This window comes from Clostridioides sp. ES-S-0108-01, assembly GCF_020662285.1.
GTDB lineage: Bacteria > Bacillota > Clostridia > Peptostreptococcales > Peptostreptococcaceae > Clostridioides.
The window spans coordinates 37,309-60,306 of sequence record NZ_JADGMN010000015.1 but is presented as its reverse complement, the minus strand read 5'-3'; the positions used below and the strand labels follow the sequence as shown (position 1 = coordinate 60,306).

The window sequence follows — 22,998 nt, the reverse complement described above, 5'->3', positions numbered from 1 at the left end:
GTTATAAATATACAATATATATTATACAGTATAAAAAATATATTTACTTTTACGAAATATTATTACATTTGGATTTATAATTTTTTAAAATATTTTGAACTAGAATAAAAGTAAAAGATTACAAAAGTTGAGTAGAGTTTATTTTAATAGATAATAAAACTGTTTTTCTATAATATTGGCATAATATGTGGTTATTTAACTATGAAATTAAAATTAAATAGGATTAAGTAGGAGGAAAAAATGGGAAGTAATGAACTAAAAAAGACTCTTGGCGTATCAGCAGCATTATCAACTGTTGTTGGTTCCGTTATAGGAGCTGGTGTGTTTTTTAAACCACAAGCAGTCTATACATTAACTGGAGGAGCTCCAGGTCTTGGTATATTGGCGTGGTTAATAGCTGGAATGATAACTATAACAGCTGGTCTTACAGCTGCAGAGGTATCAGTTGCGATACCAAAGACTGGTGGAATGATGGTATATATAAAAGAAATTTATGGAGAAAAATTAGGTTTTTTAACTGGATGGATGCAAACTGTATTATTCTATCCTGGGATGGTGGCAGCATTAGGTGTTATATTTGGAGAACAAGCATCAGCGTTAATTGGTAGTCCATCACTGTTACTTCCAATAGCAATTGGAATTATAGTAATAGTTGCAGGGCTTAATATGCTAGGTTCAAAAACTGGAGGAGCTATACAGACAGTTTCTACAATTTGTAAATTAATACCACTTATTTTAATAATGATTGTTGGATTTATTAAAGGTGGTGGAGATAATCCAATACTTACACCTATAGTTGGTGAAGGATTAAGTCTAGGGAGTGTATTAGGTCAAGTTTTAATTGCTATATTATTTGCATTTGATGGATGGATGAATGTTGGGACTTTAGCTGGAGAAATGAAGAATCCTGGAAAAGACCTTCCAAAAGCTATAATAGGTGGATTATCAGTTGTTATGGCTGTTTATTTTATAATAAACTTAGCATATCTTTGGGTGTTACCAGCTAATGAATTAGCAAATTATGCTTCTCCTGCATCAGCAGTTGCTGAAGTTATATTTGGTTCAATAGGTGGAAAAATAATATCCGTAGGTATATTAATTTCAGTGTTCGGAGCATTAAATGGATTTTTACTAACTGGTTCAAGGGTGGCATATACTTTAGCTACAGATAAGACTTTACCAAAATATAGTATATTTTCTAAATTAAATTCTGCTCAAGTTCCAGCAAACGCTATAACATTAGTATCTGTTATTGCATCTATATATGCTTTATCGGGTCAATTTAATTTATTAACTGACTTAGCTGTATTTGCTACTTGGATATTCTATGTATTAACATTTATAGGAGTAATGAAACTTAGAAAGACTCATCCAGATATACCAAGAGAGTATAAAGTACCATTATATCCGATTGTTCCAATAATAGCTATAGCAAGTGGTATATTTGTTGTAGTTAATCAATTATGTTTTGCAGGTATGAAAACTACTATGATATCTATAGGAGGTCTTATAATAACGGTTATCGGCTTACCAGTGTATGCTTATATGACTAAAGGGATAAAAAGATAGTCTAAGTAGTTTACAAATGCTTTATAATTATTTAAAAAATAAAAGTGGCTATCTCAAAATAGAGATAAGCCTTTTTTTCATTGTTAAAATGATAAAAATATATTTGATTTCATACAAAAAAGAGTGTCTCATTAACTAAAAAGTTCATTTTGAGACACTTTTTTTTATGTTTAATTTTTGGAATACAAAATTAAACATCTAAAAAATTATTTGCTTTAAAATACTTTATTTTTAAGTATTTTTTTACCAAACTAAATGATGTTTATATAGCAAATAGTATACATAATTTTATGAAAATTAAATCTTTCCATTATAGATAATAGGATATTGTATTAAATAGAAAACATTACCTGATTAATGTAGTGGTTTGTGAATAAGATTAGGAATTTTTATTTGATAACAAAAATTAGCTGACATAAATATATAATGTATGTATTAAAAATGTGATATAGCATGGTTTTAGTATTTATTTTTTATTTAATATTTCTAATCTATAAAAAAAATCATAAATTTTAAAACTTATAAATGACATTTTAACTAGAATTAATTGTAAAAAACACTATATAATACTCAATTTTCAACATTCTATACAATTATACAGAAATTATACAGCATAATAATCATCAAAATAACAAATTTTAAAAATTAAGCAAAACTTTTTGTCGAAGTTCAACGTCTATATATATGTAGTGTAAATTTTTGGTATAAAATACTACAACAATATAAATGTAAAAATATAGTAATATTGGAGGTCGAACTATGAGAAATAAAAAGAAAAAAATAAATAGAAAGAAACTGTATTTGCTTTTAAGTGCTATTGTAGTGTGTCTGGCTTTTATAGTGGTTGGTATACGCGTTAGCTCTTTAAATATGAAAGAAGATGAAATTAGTAGAAATATAAAGTTGTCAAGTTCTACTATTACGGATATAGTATCTAATACAGCAACGGAAGTTAGCAAAGGGCCAAGTAAAAGTTCTGGAAAAGTAGCATACATAACTATAGATGATGGTCCGTCTAAATTTACTGACCAGATGATAAAAACTTTAAATAAATATAATGTTAAAGCAACTTTTTTTATGATAGATGGAAATATGAAGGAATATCCACAGCAAGTTAAAAATATAATTAAAAATGGGAATACAGCAGGATTTCATAGTGTATCACACGATATTCATAAGCTTTATGTTACTAGTACATCAGCAAAAGAGGAATTTGATACAAATGACCAAACTTTTTATAAGATAACTGGTAAACATTCAAAAGTAATAAGAATACCCTATGGAAGTAAGCCATATACACCACAGGCTTCTTATCAAGCTTTAATTGATGCTGGATATAAGATTTGGGATTGGGATTTAGATACAGAAGACTGGAAGTCAAACTCTGCTCAAATTGTACAAAATGTAAAAAGTAATATTAAGAATAAAAAAGGTGAAGATAAAGACCAATTAGTAGTTTTAATGCATGAGAAAAAACAAAGTAGAGAGGCGTTAGATTCAGTTTTAAAATTCTTATCAGATGAAGGTTATGAATTTGCAGCAGTAGACCAAAATCAAATGCCAAAAAATTATTGGTTACGTAATTTAGAGTAGTTAAAATATAAGAATATTTATTGAAATTTTAAAAATTGAGAATAAAAATGAGTGAGGTGTAGGTATATTGAATAAAAAACTTTATATAGGAATGGTCGGAATACTATCTTTGATGATGGTTGGTTGCAATAAAAGTTTAGCAAAAGTAAACGATGTGGAAATCACAAAAGAACAGTATAAAAAAACGAAAGCAGTTTTATCTGCTACTAATAATTATATAAATGGTCAGTCTTTAGATGAATTAGAAAAAACTTTGGATAAAAAAGGTAGAAATAAATTAGAAAATGTTATAATATCGTTTATGGTGGATAATGAACTTTTATATCAAGAGGCTAGGGATAAAGGATTAACTCCAAGTAAAAGTGAAGTAGACTCAAAATATCAAGAACTAGAAGAAAAAATGAATTTGAATGCTAGTTATAAAGAAAAAATGGACAAAGCAGGTATTGATAAAGAATATTTAAAACAAGAAATATCTAAAGATTTAGCCATAGATAAAAATAAAAAGGTCTTTGAAGATAGAATAAATATAAGTGATGCTGATATGGAAGCTTATTATACAAGTCATAAGAAGGATTTTAATGTAGAAGAAGTAAGTGCTTCTCAGATACTTATATCGACTTTAGACAAAAATAAAAAAGAAGTAAGTAAGGATAAAAAAGAAGCTTTAAAGAAAGAGGCAGATAGTATATTAACTAAAATCAAAAATGGAGAAAGTTTTGAAAATTTGGCTAAAAAATATTCAGATGATAAAGCAACTGGAAAAAATGGAGGACAGCTAGGATATTTTTCAAAGGATGACAAAAATGCTGAGTTTACAAAAGAAGTGTTCAAATTAAAGAAAAATGAAGTTTCAAATGTATTTGAAACTAGTTATGGATATCATATAGTCAAAGTTACTGATAAAAGAGAAAGACAAAAAAGTTTTAATGAGTGTCAGAGCTTAATAAGAGAATCTATTTTAAATAAAAAGTATATTGAGCATATAAAAAAATTGAATGAAGATGCTAAAATAGACAGATAGAATTTCTAAAAGTTCAATCCTAGCCTGTAATCGGAGGGAGATTTTACAGGAATGTTTAAGAGTTTAAAGAGAACGAAAGTTGAGAAATACATTATCGATAATAAGGACTCTTTTTATAGAATTGCATATAGTTATACAAAGAATGAAGAAGATGCCTTAGATGTGGTTCAAGAAGCCATGTATAAGGCACTATGTTCAGTGGAAAATATTAAAGAAGTAAATTATATAAAGACATGGTTTTATAAAATTTTAGTTAGAACGAGTATAGATTTTATTAGAAAAAACCGTAAATATAGTAATATGACAGATATTGACCTTGTAGATGAGACTGGAGAATATGATAAATATACTGATTTGGATTTAAGAAGAGCTTTGGAAGAATTACCTATTGAATACAAATCTATTATAATATTAAGATTTTTTGAAGATTTAAAGATTGAAGAAGTAGCAATAATATTGGATGAAAATGTGAATACTGTTAAAACTAGGTTATATACTGCTTTAAAAAAACTAAAATTAAAAATTGAAGAGTAGGGATAAAAAGAATGACAAGCAAAGAAAGGTTAAATAAGTTAAAAGAGGAGTATCATAAAATTCCAATACCAAAGAAACTAGATACTATAATAAATCATGAAAAAATAGAAAATATATATCGAGAGAAAAATAAAAAGGTAAATAGATTAAGATTTAAAGTTGCAATAGCTTTTGTATGTGTATTTACAGTATTAGTAAATATAAGCTCTGTGTTTGCAGATAACTTTTCTAAGATACCTATAGTTGGGGCAATAGTAGAAGTAATAACTATAAAAAATTATAGTTTAAAAAGTGAAAATTATGAAGCCGAGATTGATATTCCTAAAATACAAGGTTTAAAAGATAAAAACTTAGAAAAAAGATTAAACAGTAGTTTTATGGAAGATGGAAAAAGGCTTTATCATGAATTTCAAGAGAGAATGGATAAGATACAATCATCAAAGAATAAAGGATATAAGTCTTTAAGTTTGAGTTATAGTGTGAAAAATAATTCTAAAAATTTGCTATCAATAGAGATGACAAAAAATGAGATAGAAGCTTCGTCATATGTGAGTAAGGTACATTATAATATTGATAAAAAAAGACAAATAGTTTTGACTTTGCCAATGCTTTTTAAGAACGATAAGTATATAAAAGTTATCAGTGATAATATAAAAGAACAAATGAGAGAACAAATGAAAAAGGATAATACAAAATCCTATTTTATAGACCAAAAAAAAGATTTACCTGTTGAAGATTTTAAAACAATCAGTAAATATCAAGATTTTTATTTTAATAAAAATGAAGACCTTGTAATTTGTTTTGATGAATATGAAGTAGCACCTGGTTATATGGGTGCAGTTGAGTTTGTAATACCATATAAAATAATAAAAAATTTGTAAATTGAATAGGAGTTTATATAAATATATTAAGTAGGTCAATATGAATACATATAAAAAACTTAAAAAATCTATATTTAAAAGTACTATAGTTTCAATATATTTATTGGTATCATTGGTAAATATAAACCCTATATTTGCAGGTAATTTCTCTAAGGAGGATTTAAACAATAATACAATAAGGATGGTAAATGCTAAGAATCTCAACTTTAAACAAGGTAATTATGAAGTGAAGGTTAGCATTCCTAAAATAAAAGGTTTAAAAGATAAAGATTTAGAGAATAGATTAAATAATGAATTTTTACAAGATGGGAAAAACTTTACAGTTAATTTCAAAATAAAATGAAAAAAGAAAATAATAAAGGTCATAGATACCTAAATGTAAGCTATAATGTCAAAAATAATTCTAAGGACTTTTTATCAATAGAAATGGAAAAAGAAGAGATAGAAGCTTCTTCATCTGTAACTAAAAAGCATTACATTATTAATAAAAATAGAGAAATACTATTAAATTTGCCAATATTTTTTAAAGATAGTAGATATATTAGAGCTATAAGTGATAATATAAAAGAGAAGATGAGAAATCAAATTTAAGAAAGATAATACAAAATCTTATTTTATAGACCAAGATAAAGATTCACCAGTGAAAGATTTTGAATCTATAGATAAGTATCAAGATTTTTATTTTAATAAAAATGGAAACCTTGTAATTGGCTTTGATGAATATGAAGTAGCGTTTGGTTATATGGGAGCAGTAGAATTTGTAATACCAAATAAAGTAATAGAAAACCCAAGATAGATATATAGAAGATTTTTAGATAGACTGGTAAGGAGAATTATATGAATATATATGAACAAGCAATAAAATTAATAGAAAATAATGAGGATTTTGCATTTGCTACAATAACTTCTCACTCAGGTTCAACACCACGTGAAACTGGAGCAATGATGATTGTAAAAAATGATGCTACTATATTTGGTTCAGTAGGTGGAGGTAGTGTAGAAGCAGCATGTATAAAACATGCAATTAATGTTATAAAAAATAGAGAATCAATGTTGTATAAATTTACTTTAAACAAATCTGATATAGCAAAACTTGGAATGATATGTGGAGGTACTGGAGAAATACAAATAGATTTTATAGATAGTAAATTAAAAAGTAATATAGAAAAATTCAACAGAAGTCTAAAAGAGAATACAAGCAAAGCGTACATATTTGGGGCAGGTCATATTTCAAGAGATGTTGCTGTAATACTATCTCTTTTGGAATTTAGAACAGTAGTAATAGATGATAGAGAAGAATTTGCTAATTATGAAAGGTTTCCAGATTCAGAAGTAATAGTTTTAGATTCTTTTGAAAATATACCAGATTTTCCAACTGATGAAAATAGCTATATAATTATTTTAACAAGAGGGCATTTATATGATTCAAGTGCTTTAGAATGGGCTCTTAAAAGAAATTCTGGTTATATAGGTATGATTGGAAGTAGAACAAAAATTGGATTGACATATGAAAAGCTTATGAAAAAAGGTTTTAAAAAGGAAGAATTATCAAAAGTACATGCACCAATAGGCATAAAATTGGATGCTCAAACACCAGCTGAAATAGCTGTATGTATAGCTGCTGAACTTATAAATTGTAGAGCTAATAAGGAAAAATAAACTAATGAATACAAGAAGTAAAGATGTTGATATTTTAAATGTTACTTTTAGAGGTAAAGAAATAAAAGCAATTTTAGTCTATAAAAATAGAAAAAATATTTCTATAAAAATAGACTCATTTGGCAAAGTAATTGTAATAAGTCCTCCTAAAATATCTAAAAAAATAATAAAAGATATAATAATTGAAAAAGGAGACTGGATACTTAAAAAATTAGAAAAATATAAAGATAGAGAAGAAGTATACAGACAAAGAATGTTTATAACTGGCGAAAAATTTCTTTATTTAGGTAAAGAGTACCATCTAGTTATAAAAAAATTATTAGAGGACTCTGTCAAAAAAAGTAACTGTAGAATAAATATTGATGAATCTGAGATAATTATTCAAACAAATGATGTAAGTACAGAGTTTATTAAAAAATCTTTAAAGTCTTGGTATAAAATGGAAAGTGAAAGAATAGTTTTAGAGAGAATAGATTTTCTTAAATTAAATTGTGAAATAATGAATCAATTGATTCCAGCAAGCGTTAAGGTAAAAGAACAAAAAAAGAGATGGGGAAGTTGCACATCTCAAAAAAATATTTATATAAACTCAAAAATATCTATGGCAAGACTAGATGTAATTGAGTATGTAATAATACATGAGTTTAGCCATTTAGCACATATGAATCACTCTAAAAAATTCTATGATTTGGTAAAATCTATTATGCCAGATTATAAAGATAAAGAAAATTGGCTAAAAATAAATGGATATAAGATAACAATCTGAAAACGATTATTCCAAAATATATACTTAGAATATAAAAGAAATATTATTGCGAAAAAAATAAATAATCTGAAAATTTTAAAAAAAGTCGTTGACATTGTAAATAATAGGGAATATAATCTATATTAACAACAAAACAGAATTGAAATATAAAATTAAAAAAGCAAAAGCAATGACAGAGACAACAGTACTAATAGTGTTATCCACAGAGAACCAATGTTGCTGAGAATTGGTGTTAACAGTAGTATAGTGATCACTCTGGAGCTTTTGTACTGAATATTTTTAGTAAGTACAAACGTCTGCCAACGTTACATGGCTAAGGTTAAGGTAATTAATTATCCGACCTGAAAAAAGAGGGGTAGATGTATTTTTTATATCTACAAATAAGGTGGTACCGCGGAATATAACTTTCGTCCTTATAAGTAATATTTATATTGCTTATAAAGATGAAAGTTTTTTTATTTTAAGCGATATAAAGAAATTTAATCCATATAAAATTAATAAAAAATAATAAAAATAAGGAGGCATTTTTATGGAAAATACTGTATATGCTAAATTAAACCAAGGAATAGATTCTTTTTTAAGAGTGGCTATGACTCTAAGAAGAAGAGAAGTTGATATACAATCAATAAGTATGACTGTAGATAATATGAATAACTCAGGTATAAAATTAATAGTAAATGAAGAAAAGACATCCTTAGATTCTGTCTTAAACCATATGAAAAAACTACATGATGTAAGAGAGATAACTGTTGAGAAGATGAGACATTAATTAAATATGCTTTATAAAACTAAAGATAAATACACTTATTTTAAAATAAAAAGCTAAAGATAAATATTAAATAAGAAAAATCTTAGATTTAAAATACAAGTATCATTGAATTTATTAGTTTATTATAGTTAATGAATTAGTTTATTATAGTTAATAAAAACTGAAAATTCTAAAATATAATTTTTAAATTATATAAATTGAGAAATTAAATCTGTTAAATAGTATCAAATCAATGATAATGAGTATGAATTTCTAATAAAAATAAATATCATAAAATGAGAAAAAGTATTGGGAGGAAATAAAAATGGCAAAAATGTATTATGAAAATGATGTGGACTTAGAGGTTTTAAAAAGTAAAAAGGTTGCAGTTTTAGGTTATGGAAGCCAAGGACATGCACATGCACAAAATCTTAGAGATAATGGTGTAGATGTAGTGATAGGGCTTTATGATGGAAGTAAATCAGCACAAAAAGCAAAAGAAGATGGATTTGAAGTTAAGAATGTAGCAGAAGCTACAAAAGAAAGTGATTTGACAATGCTATTAATGCCTGATGAAAAGCAAAAGAAAGTTTATGAAGAAAGTGTAAGGGATAATTTAAAAGAAGGTCAGACCTTAGCATTTGCACATGGATTCAATATACATTATAATCAAGTACAACCACCAGAATTTGTTGATGTTGTAATGGTGGCTCCTAAAGGTCCTGGTCACCTAGTTAGAAATGTATTTACAAAAGGAAGTGGAGTTCCTGCATTATTTGCAGTATATCAAGACTACACTAAAAAAGCTACAGAGACAGTTTTAGCATATGTAAAAGGGATAGGAGCAACAAGAGCAGGTGTTTTAGAAACTACTTTTAAAGAAGAAACAGAAACAGATTTATTTGGAGAACAATCAGTACTTTGTGGTGGAATAAGTGAACTTATAAAGTTGGGATATAAAACACTTGTAGAAGCAGGTTATCAAAAAGAAGTAGCATACTTTGAATGTCTACATGAAATGAAACTAATAGTCGACCTTATATATGAAGGTGGATTTGAAAGAATGAGATATAGCATAAGTGATACAGCAGAATATGGAGATTATGTATCTGGTAAAAGAGTAATAACTGATGCAGCAAAACAAGGTATGCAAAATGTTTTAGAGGATATACAAAATGGAAAATTTGCAAAAGCATGGATTAAAGAGAATGAAGAAGGACGTCAAAACTTCCTAAAAACTAGAGAAGCAGAATATACTACAGAAATTGCTGAAGTTGGTAGAAATCTAAGAAGTATGATGTCATTCTTAAAATAAATGTATTAAATGGATTAGTTTGAGGGAAAGAGTGGTGTATAGTAGTGCGTATGAACGGAGCAAAGGTAATTTTAGAATGTTTAAAGAAAGAGGGAGTTGACACGATATTTGGATATCCTGGTGGAGCAGTGATACCTCTTTACGATGCTCTATACGATTATCCAGATGATTTTAGGCATATAAGGACATCCCATGAACAAGGTCTGGTTCATTCTGCAGATGGGTACGCAAGAAGTACTAATACAGTGGGGGTTTGTTTTACAACATCTGGTCCAGGAGCAACAAATGCTATAACCGGAATAGCAACAGCCTTTATGGATTCTTCACCTATGGTTGTAATCTCAGGTCAAGTTCCAACAAGTTTATTAGGTAAAGATTCTTTTCAAGAAATTGATATAACTGGAGCAACATTATCTATGACAAAACATAATTATTTAGTTAGAAACACTAAAGAATTAGTTCCTACAATAAAAGAAGCTTTTAAAGTTGCAAATTCAGGTAGAAAAGGACCTGTACTTGTAGATGTTCCAAAGGATTTATTTTTAGCAGAAATGGATTTTAGTGATGAGGATTATGATTTATGTCAAATAGATGATTATATGGATTATAAGAGTGATTTTGGTCTAGATGACGAAACTAATGTTAAGCTTTTAAATAAAGCAATAGATATCATAAAAGAATCTAAAAGACCTGTAATATATGCTGGTGGAGGAGTTAAGTCTTCAGATAGTGAGGATATTCTTGAAAAATTTGCAACTAAAATAGATACACCTGTACTAAACACACTTATGGGTCTTGGCAATATAGATAGAAAAAATGAATTATCTCTTGGAATGGTTGGAATGCATGGAAGCAGAGAAAGTAATTTAGCCCTTTCTAATTCAGATTTAGTGATAGCAATAGGTGCAAGATTTAGTGATAGAGTAATAAGTAAAAGCTCTGAATTTGCTAAAAATGCAAAAATAATACACATAGATATAGACCCATCTGAAATAAGCAAAAATATAAAATCTAATATATCTTTGGTTGGAGATGTGAAGTTAGTTCTTAGTTTACTAATTGAAGGAGTTGAGAGTAAGAATAATAGTAATTGGAAAGAAGAGATAAAGACATTTAGAAAGAGTGAAGGGGTACAAAAGGGAGAATTTCATCCACAAAATATACTTAAAAAAATAAATGAGAAATATGAAAAATTAGGTAATTCTACTGTAGTGGTAACTGATGTTGGTCAACATCAAATGTGGACTGCTAAGTACTGGAGTTTTAGAGGGAGTAAAAGTTTTATAACATCAGCAGGGTTAGGAACTATGGGCTTTGGTTTAGGTGCAGCTATTGGAACTAAAGTTGGTAATGTAGATAAAAATGTAGTTTTAGTCACTGGTGACGGAAGTTTTAGAATGAACTGTAATGAACTAGCTACAGTTGCAAATTATAATGTACCTATACTTATTTTACTACTTAATAATAGAACATTAGGAATGGTAAGACAATGGCAGAAATTGTTTTCCAATCAAAGATACTCTCAAACTGACATTAATGAAAATGTAGATTATGTTAAACTCGTAAATGCATATAATATTGATGGATATAAGATATCTGATATGAAAGAATTAGAAAAAGTTCTAGACATAATAGATTTTAATAAACCTGTATTTTTACAATGTGATATAGATAAGGATTATGATGTTTATCCTATTGTAGCACCTAATGATAAACTTGAAAATTTGATATGTAACTAAAATTTATACTGAATATTGATAAAGTTTTTATTAAAATTTTGTTGATGTTCAGTTTCTGTTTAGGTATAGATTGGCGTTTTTTACCTTTGTAAATAAATTAATGAATATATAATTAAGAATTTATTAAATTTTAATTATACAATTTAGAATATTATTACAACTTAAGTAAATAATAATTTTGAATAATAATTTACGGAGGTATTTAATATGTTTAAACACGATAAAGCACTATTAAAAGAAGTAAAAGTAGAAAGACCAAATCCTCAATATGCTGTTTTAATGCAAGAACAGTTGGGTGGTGCAAATGGAGAGTTAAAAGCAGCAATGCAATACTTGTCCCAAAGTTTTAGAATAAAAGACCCTCAAATAAAAGATTTATTTCTTGATATAGCAGCAGAAGAGCTTAGCCATATGGAAATGGTAGCACAAACTATAAATTTATTAAATGGACATGATGTTGATTATAATGCAGTTGCTACAGGTGAAATAGAAACACATGTATTAACTGGTCTATCACCAGTCTTAATAAATTCATCAGGAGCTCCATGGACTGCTAATTATGTTACAGTTACAGGTGATTTAGTGGCTGACTTACTTTCAAATATAGCTTCTGAACAAAGAGCTAAGGTAGTTTATGAGTATTTGTATAGACAAATAGATGATAAATATGTAAAAGAAACAATAGATTTCTTACTTAATAGAGAAGAAGCACATAATGCTTTATTTAGAGATGCTTTAAATAAAGTTAAAGATACAGGTTCAAATAGGGATTTTGGAGTTACAGAAGATTCTAAATTGTATTTTGATTTATCAACTCCAGGACCAAATCATGATACTAAGATAGATGTTAATCCTCCTTCTTTTGAAAAACCTTTGAAAAAATAATTTGATATTTTTTATGTTGTTTTGTTTTAGTAGATATTAAAAAAATTATTTATCTAGAAGAATTAATTAGATAAAAACTTAAATGTATATAGTTAAAGATGGGTATACACTTATTATAAGTGTATATCTATTTGTTTATTGTAAAACATATAATAAAATAACAAATGAGGTGGTATTTTGAAAAGTAGTAGAAAACCAAATAATCTAATAAATGAAAAATCTCCATATCTTTTACAGCATGCATATAATCCTATAAACTGGTATAGTTGGAATGATGAAGCTTTTAAAAAAGCAAAAGAAGAAGATAAACCAATATTTTTAAGTGTAGGATATTCAACATGTCATTGGTGTCATGTTATGGAAAAAGAATCTTTTGAAGATGAAGAAGTTGCTGAAATAATGAATAGAAATTTTATAGCAATAAAAGTAGATAAAGAAGAAAGACCAGATATAGATAGTGTATATATGACAGTTTGCCAAGCTATGACAGGTAGTGGCGGATGGCCAATGACTATAATAATGACACCAGATAAAAAACCTTTTTTTGCGGGAACATATTTCCCAAAATATTCAAGATATAATAGACCTGGAGTTATAGATTTATTAGAGAATGTATCTAAAAAATGGGATACAAGTAGAGATATATTAATAAAATCTGGAGATGAAATAGTAGAAGCTCTTAAGGATGATTTTGGGGTGAAAAATACAGAGGGTAATTTATCAAAGGAGATGTTAAGTTCATCAGTTAGGGTATTTAAGGCTATTTATGATGAAAAGTATGGCGGCTTTGGCAATGCACCAAAATTTCCAAGCCCTCAAAATCTTATGTTTTTGATGAAATACTATAGTATAGAAAAAGATAAAGATGTATTAAAAATGGTAGAAAAAACTTTGGATGGAATGTATAGAGGAGGTTTGTTTGATCATATTGGATTTGGTTTTTCAAGATACTCCACTGATAAAAAATGGCTGGCTCCTCATTTTGAAAAAATGTTATATGACAATGCTATGCTTACTATAGCTTATTTAGATGCGTATAAAATAACAAAGAAAGAGCTGTATAAAGAAATTGCTATAAAAACCATAGATTATGTAATTAGAGAGATGAAGGATAAAGAGGGTGGATTTTATTCAGCTCAGGATGCCGATAGTGAAGGTGAAGAGGGAAAATTTTATACATTTAATCCTCTTGAAATAGTTGAAGTGTTGGGTGAAGAAGATGGAACTTTCTTTAATAATTATTTTGATATAACTAGTAGTGGAAATTTTGAAGGTAAAAGTATTCCTAATCTTATAAAAAATAAAGAATATGAGAGACCTAATGAAAAGATAGCTAATCTTAGTAAAAAGGTATTTGAATATAGAAAAGAAAGAACATCTTTGCATAAAGATGACAAGATACTTACATCATGGAATGCATTGATGGTAGTTGCCTTGGCAAAGGCATATAGCACTTTAAAAAGTGATACGTATTTAGAGTATTCAAATAAGTGTCTTGATTTTATAAATAATAATCTTGTAAATGAGTCAGGTAGATTGTTAGCTCGATATAGAGATGGAAGTTCTGATTATTTAGCTTATTTGGATGATTATGCTTTTTTAATATGGGCGTATATAGAGCTTTATGAGTCAACATTTAATATGAAATATTTAGAAAAGGCGTTAAATTTGAATGAAAGCTGTATCGACCTTTTTTGGGATTATGAAAAAAATGGATTTTATATATATGGTAAAGATAGTGAAAGTTTAATAGCAAGACCAAAAGATTTGTATGATGGAGCTATTCCATCAGGAAATTCTGTTCAACTATACAATCTTATAAGGCTTGCAAAAATTACTGGCGATAATAAACTTGAAGAAATATCATATAAACAATTAAAACTGTATGTAGATAATGTAAAGAGTTCTCCAACAGGGTACAGTTTTTATATGCTTTCATTGATGTTTGAACTTTATTCTACTAAGGAAATTATATGTATTTTTAAAGAAGATTCTGATTTAATTGCATTTAAAGAATTGATAAGTGAAAACTTTATACCAAATACAACTTTTTTAGTAAAGAAATACGATGAAGAAGATACTAAGATAGATTTTTTAAATAACTATAAATTAAAGAATGATAAGACTAGTTATTATGTGTGTCAAAATAATAGTTGTAGTCAACCAATTAATAATTTACAAAAACTAAAAGATATGATTTTGGAAGTAGAATAACCAGAATAGTGTAAAAGGAGATGTATCAAAATAAAAATTTGAATCATCTCCTTTTTTGTAAAAAAACAGAAAAAGAATTCCTAAAAACGCCTAATCTATGTAATAATTTCTATGAATAATTAATAAATCCTAAATTTCTATAGAAAGATTTTGACTTGAAAATACTTGTAATATAATATATAAATTAATATACTAAATAAAATCAATCTGGAGGGATAATTATGAAGTGTACAAACTTCACTTTCAAAGGAGAGGAAGGTTTAGATATATATACATATAAATGGGAGGATGAAAATATAAAAAATCCAAAGGCAGTTGTCCAAATTGCACATGGAATGGCTGAAACTGCACAAAGGTATGAGACTTTTGCTAAGGAGCTTACTAAAAATGGCTATATAGTATATATAAACGACCATAGAGGTCATGGTAAGACTGCAAAGACAGTAGAAAATGTTGGGCATTTAGCTGAGAAAGAAGGCTTTAGATGTCTTGTAGAGGATATGTATGCTTTAACAAATATTATAAAAAAGGAAAACGAAGATTTACCAATTTATCTATTTGGTCATAGCATGGGTTCATTTGCAAGTCAAAGATACATAATGGATTACAGTAATAATTTATCTGGTCTTATACTATGTGGTTCAAATGGAAAGCAAGGAATCATCTTAAATTTTGCTCACATGATAATTAATCGTGAGATTAAAAAGTATGGAAGACATTCTAGAAGTAATAAAATAAATGACTTGATATTTGGTGGAGAAATAATAAAAAGAAATAAAAAGACTAAGTTTGATTGGTTAAGTAGAGATAAAGAACAAGTTGAGAAATATATAAATGACCCATTTTGTGGAGTAGTGTGTAGTTGTGGCTTTTTTTATGATTTAGTTCAAGGATTAAAAGAAATTGAGGATAAAGAAAACTTAAAAAAGGTGCCTCTTGATATACCTATTTACATAATATCTGGAGATAAAGACCCTATAGGAAAAAATGGAAAAGGTGTCTTAAGACTAAGGGATAGATACATAAAGTTAGGAGTAAAAGATGTGGCTTGCAAACTTTACAAAGGTGGAAGACATGAATTATTGAATGAAATAAATAAGGAAGAAGTTTTTGAGGACATAATTTGTTGGCTAAATAATAAAATAGAAAAGAAAGTGCTTCAAAATGATTCTTTGTTATAATGCCATTTATTGCAAAGACAGGTGTTATTATAAATATGTTGTTAACATTAGGTATTGTTATCATTGTATATGGAATTTATTTTATTTCAAGTTTCTTTGAAAGTCTAAATATAGTAAGTGACAGTAAAGAGATAATATAAATCTTTAAAAGGTTATTTAATGTGAATCTATTAATTAGGTTGTACTTAAACTTAATTAATAGATTTTATATTTCAAGTCAATGAAATAAGGTTTTAGGTTAAAATATAACTAATGGTTAAATTACATACATTTTGTTAACTTTCCCTCGATTTACTAGTAAATATTTTTTTTATATACTTAAATTACAACAAATGTACTATGGAGGTATATATATGCAAATTAAAATAGGTAAAGTTATACAAAATCTTAGAAAAGAACGAAGTTTAACTCAAGAACAATTGGCAAAGTTTATAGGCGTGTCAACACCAGCAGTATCTAAGTGGGAGAGTGGAAATTCTTACCCAGATATAGAATTATTACCATTATTAGCAGACTTTTTCAATGTATCTATTGATAAACTTTTAAACTACAAGATTGATTTAAGTGAAGAAGAAGTAACGAAAATTTATAAAGAATTAGAAACAGTTTTTGCTAGAATTGAAATTGATTTATCAACAGAAGAACCAAAAGAAGAATGTAGGAAAGACTTAGAATCTGTGAAAAAACTTTCTAATATGTATATAGAGAAATATCCTAAAAGCTATTTATTAAAGTTAAGGATATGCTCGTTATATCAGATGTATTCATATAAATTTGGTAAGAGTGAACTTAATAACAGAGTAAAAGAAACAACAAATATTCTTGAAGATATAGTAAGAAATACAGATGATATTCAAATAAAAGAGACAGCTCTCATTATATTATCAAATGCATATTGTATGTTGAATGATTATGAAAAGGCAGAGTTGTACTTAAATATGATATATAAGCCAATAGGAGATACAAGTGTCAATTTAGCTATGATATATTTAAAGCAAAATAGACTGGAAGAAGCAGAAGTATTACTTCAAAATAAATTGTTTAGCAATATATTCAATGTAAGCATGGATTGTAAAGGAATAATCAATGTATACAAAAATCAGTATAAGAAATTAAAGAAAAAACTGGAGAATGGAGATTCTAATAAAAAAGCAATAGAGAAAGAAATGGAATATATAAAAAATAAGTTGCTAGGGTATGCAAATCTTTCTTTAGAAATAAAAAAAATGCTCAGTGAAGATAAGGGTGCATTTTTTGGTATATATATGGATTATATGGAATTATCTTTAATTTTTTTATTTTTTAACATGAAAGAAGAAGCAAAAAAGACCTTATGTAGTCTAAAAGAAATATTAGAAAAATATGCTATACATGAAAGTTTGGACGTGAGTCAAATGAGATTTTTTGATAAGCTAGAGTCCAAAAATTTATATACTTTTAATATATATACGAACTTGTTAATTATGTTTAATGATGATAGCTATAATGAGCTTAGAGAAGAAGCAATTTTTAAGGCTATAATTGAAAAGATTTTAGAGATGGAAAAATTATTAAAAGATAAAGAATAAGTAGAAATTTAATATATAACTTAAAGATTAATTAAATTAAAAAGGAGGTGTTTTAAAATAAAAATTTGAATCATCTCCTTTATTATACAAAACTAGAAACCTCAATTGATGAAAGTGGAATAAGATTTGTTATATTTTTATCATTTCAACAATGAAAAAGATGCTTATCTCTATTTTGAGACAGCCCTTTTATGTAATTGTTATGAAATTTTGCACATTTCAATAAATAGGAATTATATTTAGAAGCTCATTACATTATTTCTTAAATACTTATTAAATTTATTGTATTCCATTTTAGATAACCTTTCTGGATAAGACATTACAATTAGGTTATGACCATTAAATTTCTCCTGGTATGGTGGATGAATGTGTTCGTAATCATTTTCCCATTTTATTTATGTCTATATCTCATTGGCTGAGATATAATTGTTTACATATAACTTAAAATTATTATATTAAGCTTTGATAATTTAAAAACAGCATATTTGTTAAATTTTCTAAGTCTAAAAGTAATCTTAATACTTTTAGAAGTTACAAAAAAGTTACATAAATTTGGAAAGATATAATATACATATATAATATAAGGTTAAAATTGTAATGAATAATATTAATTTAAAATTTGAACATGGAAGGAGATTATTATGGAGAAAAGAGAAAAGAGGATAATAATATTGTCTTTATTAAGTGTATCAATTTTAATGAGTTTGGTAAGTATATATTCTATATTAAATAAAGAAGATATAAGTTTAATAGTTAAAGGTAAAGAGCAAAAAGTCTCTTCATTTAAAAAAACAGTTGAGGAACTTTTGGATGAACAGGGTGTGAAGTATAATTCTGAAGATAAAATTAATCCAAGTTTAGATACAGAATTAAAAGATGATATGAAAATAAAAGTTGTTAAGGTAACTAAAAGTAAAAAAGAAGAGTTTGAAAAAATTCCATTTGATACAAAACATGTAAATGACAGTAATTTGTTAAAGGGAAAATCTAAAGTTTATCAAGAAGGTAAAGAGGGAGAAAAAAAACTAGTCTATAATTTAACTTACCATGATGGAAAGTTAGTCAAAAAAGTCTTATCAAAAGAAGTAATATCTAAAGAGCCAACTGCAAAAATTATAAAATATGGAACTAAAGAAAAAGTACTAATTGCATCAAGAGGAGCAAATATAAGAGGAGGTAAACATATGAAAGTGGTTGCAACTGCATATGCAGGAGATACAATAACATCTACTGGTACAACTCCAAGATGGGGTGTTATTGCAGTTGACCCACGTGTAATACCATATGGAACAAAAGTATATATACCTAAGTTGGGTATGACTTTTGTGGCAGAAGATTGTGGAGGTGCAATTAAAGGTAATAGAATAGATATTTTTATGAATAGTGAAGGAAAAGCCTCAAATTGGGGAAGGAAAAGTATAGATATATATTTACATTAAATTAGTGAATAGAATAACTTTACTTGAAAGATAAAAAAGTATAAAATATGAATTAACTAAACTGTTAGATTATTCTTAAAACATAAAAATATATCTAAGGGGGGATAAGATGAAAATAGTCTGTTTAGGAGACAGTTTAACATATGGATTTGGAGTATCACGAAGTAATTCATGGACAAACATTGTAAATAAAGAGACTCGATTAGAAATAGTAAATAAGGGTATAAATGGTGATACAACAAGTGGTATGTTAGTTAGATTTAATGAAGATGTTGTAAAAAACTCTCCTGATATAGTTTTTATAATGGGTGGTACCAATGATTTTATTGCTGGTGCAGGAAATGAAGTTATTAATTCTAATATAATGGCTATGGTACATCAATCATATTCAAAAAATATTATACCTATTGTAGGGATACCATTAAAACCAGATATTCCAAATGTTAGAGAAGATTGGAGTTGTTTTACTGATTTTAATATAGTATCTCAAAAATTAGAATCATATAGTTATTGGATAAAAAAATTTTGTGTGACATTTAATACTAATTTCGTAGATTTTTATTCAGAATATAATAAAAATATGGAACTAGAAGGATATAAAAAATTGTATTTTGATGGATTGCATCCAACCAAGGAAGGTCATAGAATAATGGCAGATATTTTTATTAATTCAATTAATTAAGTATACAGAAGATTTATAGTTGTATCAAAATGGTTGTTTATATGTCAGTTGTAATAAATACATAAGATAGGGAGGGTTTTTATGGATTATACTAAAACTTATGAAGAGTGGATAAAGGGTTCATATTTTGATGAAGATACAAAACTAGAATTGGAGAAAATAAAAAATAATGAAAAAGAGATAGAGGATAGATTCTATAAGGATTTAGAGTTTGGGACTGCTGGTCTTAGAGGAATAATTGAAGCAGGAACGAATAGAATAAATAAGTACACAGTTAGAAGAGCTACTTTTGGATTGGCAAACTATATATTAGAAAATACTACAAAAGAAGAAAAAAACAGAGGAGTAGTAATAGCTCATGATAATAGACACAAATCTAGAGAGTTCTGTATAGAGTCTGCAAACACTTTGGCAGCATGTGGTATAAAAGCATATATATTTGATAGCTTGAGAACTACTCCAGAATTATCTTTTGCTGTTAGAAACTTAAATGCAATAGCTGGTATAGTCATAACAGCAAGTCATAATCCTCCAGAATATAATGGATATAAGGTATATTGGGAAGATGGAGCACAAGTTATGCCAGAAATTGCAAATGCAATAACAGACAAAGTAAATAGTATACATGACTATAGTATAATACCAATCCTGAGTGAAGATAATAAAAATTTAGTAGTTTTGTTGGACGAATCACAAGATACTAAATTTATAGAAGCAGTAAAAAGTCAAATTATAAGAAAAGATTTAGTTAAAAATGTAGGTAAAAGCTTTAAGATAGTTTATACACCTCTTTGTGGAACAGGGAATATTCCAATAAGAAGAGCATTAAAAGAAGTGGGTTTTGAAAATATAATTGTAGTTCCAGAAGAAGAAAATCCAGACCCAAATTTCGCAGGGCTTGATTATCCAAATCCAGAAGAGAAAAAAGCCTTAAATAGAGGTATATTACTTGCAAAAGAAAAAGGAGCAGACCTCGTAATAGCAACTGACCCAGATTGTGATAGAGTAGGTGTAGCAGTAAAAACTACTACAGGAGAGTATGCTTTACTTACAGGAAATCAAATTGGTGCTATGTTGACACATTATATAATAGAAGGATTAAAGGAAAATAATAAATTAAAAGAAAATTCTACAATGATAAAAACCATAGTTACATCAGAATTTGGAGCAGATATAGCTAAAGCAAATAATGTTGATGTGTTAAATGTTCTTACAGGTTTTAAATTTATTGGTGAAAAAATAAAATTATTTGAACAAGATAAAAACAGAAGTTATGTATTTGGATATGAAGAAAGTTATGGTTATTTAGTTGGTACTCATGCAAGAGATAAAGATGGTGTAGTTTCTTCATTATTGATATCTGAAATGGCGGCATTTTACTATTCAAAAGGTATGAGTTTATATGAAGGCTTAATAGAGCTTTATAAAAAATATGGATTTTTTAAAGAACAGACTATATCTTTGACTTTAAAAGGTATAGAAGGTGTAGAAAAAATAAAAGAAATAATATCTTACTTTAGAGAGAATCAAATTGATTATATAAACAGTATTAAAGTAGTTGATAAAAAAGATTATAAAAATGGTATAGATAATCTTCCTAAATCTGATGTTTTAAAATACTTTTTGGAAGATGAATCTTGGGTAGCTATAAGACCATCTGGAACAGAACCAAAACTTAAATTTTATATAGCTGTAAAAGGAGCTAGTGATATTGAAGCAGATAAAAAGATTCAAGGTTTAAAAGAGTATATAGATACCATGGTTGAAAAATTAAAATAAAATATTATTATTTTATAATAATAATTTGTTTAGCTGAAAATTATAATTTACTTTCATTGAGTAGAATATGGAAATGTTAGTAGAATTGTTATTTTCAGCTTTTATTTGTGTTATTTTTACTTAAATAATTATATTATGGTATGAATCTGAGTATAATTAGTATTGTATAATGAAATTAATTTGAGAGAAAAGAGGATATTTATGTTTGGTATAGATAAAAAATTGATTGAATATATAATTGCAAAATCCAATTACAGTGAATTAAGTTCAAAGTCAGCAGAAGTATCTTTCTTCTTAATGTTGTCCATATTTCCTTTTTTGATATTTACAATAAGTTCTATAGCATATATACCAATTCTTCATTTAAATAAATATATAGCTTTGTTTAGAAATATGATGCCAGAAGGAGCTTTTGCTGTATTATCTTCAATCATAGTTTCTGCAATAGACAATAGAAATCTAAAATTTTTAGCTGTTAGTTTTATACTTACTATGTGGACATTTTCAAGAGCAGTAAAAGCTCTTATTAAAGGAATGAATAGAGCCTATAAAGTTAAAGAAACGAGGTCTTTTTTTAAGATTCTATCTATATCATTTTTATTTACAATAATGCTTTTGGTACTTATTTTTTTATCTATGATATTTCTAGTTTATGGAGAAAAAATAGGTTATTTTATTTTTAACCTTATAGGATTGGATGAGATATTCATAAAAATATGGGATATTCTAAGATACACTGTAGGTATAATAACAATAATAGTGATATTTACACTTTTATATAAATATACTCCAAATAAAAGATTAACTATTAAAGAATCTGCGCCAGGCGCTATTTTTGCTACATTCGCTTGGTTTTTAGTATCATTTTTATATTCTTATTATACAAATTACTATGCTAATTATGAAGTAATCTATGGAAGTATAGCTGAAATAATTGTACTTATGACATGGATGTATTTTAGCAGTTGGTCTATCGTTATTGGTTATGAAGTAAATTCAAGAATGTATTTTAGAAAGATAAGAAATGAAATGTTAAAGTAATATATTAAAATAAAATATAGTGTTTAATATTATAAATGTAATTTAATTAATGCAAAAATATTGACATTTAAGTTAAAAAGTCTAGAATTTTTCTGGGCTTTTTTATTTTTAATACAACTTGACAAATTTTATTTTATGAGATAATTTTAATTTATAATCATCTTTGAAAGGATGACTATTGATAAGCAAAGTGTTAAATAGAGCAAAAGAGTGAAGAGACTATATCTTTAAAGGATAAGTATATCCATTGGTTGGAATGGTAAATATACCAAATAAAGGTTATAATCCTGATGAGTTAATATCTGCGTTTTCAAATAGTGCAGGATTTAGTCCTGTATTTTTATATGTGCTTGTATCTCCAATTACCCACAGGCACTAGAA

At 27.0% G+C, this 22,998-nt stretch carries 23 protein-coding genes and 1 other annotated feature; all 23 genes read left to right on the top strand.

Annotated elements, in window-relative coordinates; genetic code table 11:
- The first annotated feature begins 240 nt into the window (after positions 1-240).
- The 23 genes from IR152_RS13950 (at position 241) to IR152_RS20085 (ending at position 22,996) form a co-directional block, all read left to right on the top strand.
- Positions 241-1,569, top strand: a complete 1,329-nt coding sequence (locus IR152_RS13950) for an APC family permease (protein WP_227452548.1) — start codon at positions 241-243, stop codon at positions 1,567-1,569.
- Positions 1,570-2,328: 759 nt separating this feature from the next.
- Positions 2,329-3,162, top strand: coding sequence for a polysaccharide deacetylase family protein (locus tag IR152_RS13945; protein ID WP_227452547.1), 834 nt, complete (start codon positions 2,329-2,331; stop codon positions 3,160-3,162).
- A gap of 67 nt (positions 3,163-3,229) precedes the next feature.
- Positions 3,230-4,186, top strand: coding sequence for a peptidylprolyl isomerase (locus tag IR152_RS13940; RefSeq protein ID WP_227452546.1), 957 nt, complete (start codon positions 3,230-3,232; stop codon positions 4,184-4,186).
- 51 nt (positions 4,187-4,237) lie between these two features.
- The gene (locus IR152_RS13935; RefSeq protein ID WP_227452545.1) at positions 4,238-4,720 is read left to right on the top strand and encodes an RNA polymerase sigma factor; all 483 of its coding nucleotides are present in this window, start codon (positions 4,238-4,240) and stop codon (positions 4,718-4,720) included.
- 11 nt (positions 4,721-4,731) lie between these two features.
- The gene (locus IR152_RS13930; RefSeq protein WP_227452544.1) at positions 4,732-5,601 is read left to right on the top strand and encodes a DUF3298 and DUF4163 domain-containing protein; all 870 of its coding nucleotides are present in this window, start codon (positions 4,732-4,734) and stop codon (positions 5,599-5,601) included.
- A 40-nt stretch (positions 5,602-5,641) separates the two neighbouring features.
- Entirely contained in the window at positions 5,642-5,944 is a 303-nt protein-coding gene (locus IR152_RS13925) for a hypothetical protein (RefSeq protein WP_227452543.1), read from the top strand.
- Positions 5,941-6,192: a hypothetical protein gene (locus IR152_RS13920; RefSeq protein WP_227452542.1), complete on the top strand. Its 252-nt coding sequence runs from the start codon at positions 5,941-5,943 to the stop codon at positions 6,190-6,192. Before IR152_RS13925 ends, IR152_RS13920 begins: the two co-directional genes overlap by 4 nt.
- A 49-nt stretch (positions 6,193-6,241) precedes the next feature.
- Positions 6,242-6,397 carry an RsiV family protein gene (locus tag IR152_RS13915; protein ID WP_413927504.1) on the top strand — a complete coding sequence of 52 codons (156 nt, stop codon included), beginning with the start codon at positions 6,242-6,244 and terminating at the stop codon, positions 6,395-6,397.
- Positions 6,398-6,438: 41 nt separating this feature from the next.
- Complete coding sequence (locus IR152_RS13910) at positions 6,439-7,260, top strand: XdhC family protein (protein ID WP_227452541.1); 822 nt, start codon at positions 6,439-6,441, stop codon at positions 7,258-7,260.
- 4 nt (positions 7,261-7,264) lie between these two features.
- Complete coding sequence (locus IR152_RS13905) at positions 7,265-8,026, top strand: M48 family metallopeptidase (protein ID WP_227452540.1); 762 nt, start codon at positions 7,265-7,267, stop codon at positions 8,024-8,026.
- 160 nt (positions 8,027-8,186) lie between these two features.
- Positions 8,187-8,444: a binding site (T-box leader), on the top strand.
- 111 nt (positions 8,445-8,555) lie between these two features.
- Entirely contained in the window at positions 8,556-8,795 is a 240-nt protein-coding gene (locus IR152_RS13900; RefSeq protein WP_227452539.1) for an ACT domain-containing protein, read from the top strand.
- Between the two features lie 304 nt (positions 8,796-9,099).
- Complete coding sequence (gene ilvC / locus IR152_RS13895) at positions 9,100-10,089, top strand: ketol-acid reductoisomerase (protein WP_227452538.1); 990 nt, start codon at positions 9,100-9,102, stop codon at positions 10,087-10,089.
- 50 nt (positions 10,090-10,139) lie between these two features.
- Complete coding sequence (gene ilvB / locus IR152_RS13890) at positions 10,140-11,828, top strand: biosynthetic-type acetolactate synthase large subunit (protein ID WP_227452537.1); 1,689 nt, start codon at positions 10,140-10,142, stop codon at positions 11,826-11,828.
- 207 nt (positions 11,829-12,035) lie between these two features.
- The gene (locus IR152_RS13885; protein ID WP_227452536.1) at positions 12,036-12,713 is read left to right on the top strand and encodes a manganese catalase family protein; all 678 of its coding nucleotides are present in this window, start codon (positions 12,036-12,038) and stop codon (positions 12,711-12,713) included.
- A gap of 177 nt (positions 12,714-12,890) precedes the next feature.
- Positions 12,891-14,927, top strand: coding sequence for a thioredoxin domain-containing protein (locus IR152_RS13880; protein WP_227452535.1), 2,037 nt, complete (start codon positions 12,891-12,893; stop codon positions 14,925-14,927).
- Between the two features lie 221 nt (positions 14,928-15,148).
- Positions 15,149-16,108 carry an alpha/beta hydrolase gene (locus IR152_RS13875; RefSeq protein ID WP_227452534.1) on the top strand — a complete coding sequence of 320 codons (960 nt, stop codon included), beginning with the start codon at positions 15,149-15,151 and terminating at the stop codon, positions 16,106-16,108.
- Positions 16,108-16,248, top strand: coding sequence for a hypothetical protein (locus tag IR152_RS13870; RefSeq protein ID WP_227452533.1), 141 nt, complete (start codon positions 16,108-16,110; stop codon positions 16,246-16,248). The genes IR152_RS13875 and IR152_RS13870 overlap by 1 nt, the downstream gene beginning before the upstream one ends.
- A gap of 213 nt (positions 16,249-16,461) precedes the next feature.
- The gene (locus IR152_RS13865; protein ID WP_227452532.1) at positions 16,462-17,676 is read left to right on the top strand and encodes a helix-turn-helix domain-containing protein; all 1,215 of its coding nucleotides are present in this window, start codon (positions 16,462-16,464) and stop codon (positions 17,674-17,676) included.
- A 641-nt stretch (positions 17,677-18,317) separates the two neighbouring features.
- The gene (locus IR152_RS13860) at positions 18,318-19,115 is read left to right on the top strand and encodes a 3D domain-containing protein (protein ID WP_227452531.1); all 798 of its coding nucleotides are present in this window, start codon (positions 18,318-18,320) and stop codon (positions 19,113-19,115) included.
- A gap of 109 nt (positions 19,116-19,224) precedes the next feature.
- Entirely contained in the window at positions 19,225-19,797 is a 573-nt protein-coding gene (locus IR152_RS13855; protein ID WP_227452530.1) for an SGNH/GDSL hydrolase family protein, read from the top strand.
- Between the two features lie 81 nt (positions 19,798-19,878).
- Positions 19,879-21,576 carry a phospho-sugar mutase gene (locus IR152_RS13850; RefSeq protein WP_227452529.1) on the top strand — a complete coding sequence of 566 codons (1,698 nt, stop codon included), beginning with the start codon at positions 19,879-19,881 and terminating at the stop codon, positions 21,574-21,576.
- A 201-nt stretch (positions 21,577-21,777) separates the two neighbouring features.
- Positions 21,778-22,617: a YihY/virulence factor BrkB family protein gene (locus tag IR152_RS13845; RefSeq protein WP_227452528.1), complete on the top strand. Its 840-nt coding sequence runs from the start codon at positions 21,778-21,780 to the stop codon at positions 22,615-22,617.
- A gap of 247 nt (positions 22,618-22,864) precedes the next feature.
- Positions 22,865-22,996: a hypothetical protein gene (locus IR152_RS20085; protein WP_255624814.1), complete on the top strand. Its 132-nt coding sequence runs from the start codon at positions 22,865-22,867 to the stop codon at positions 22,994-22,996.
- The last annotated feature ends 2 nt before the right edge of the window (positions 22,997-22,998 follow it).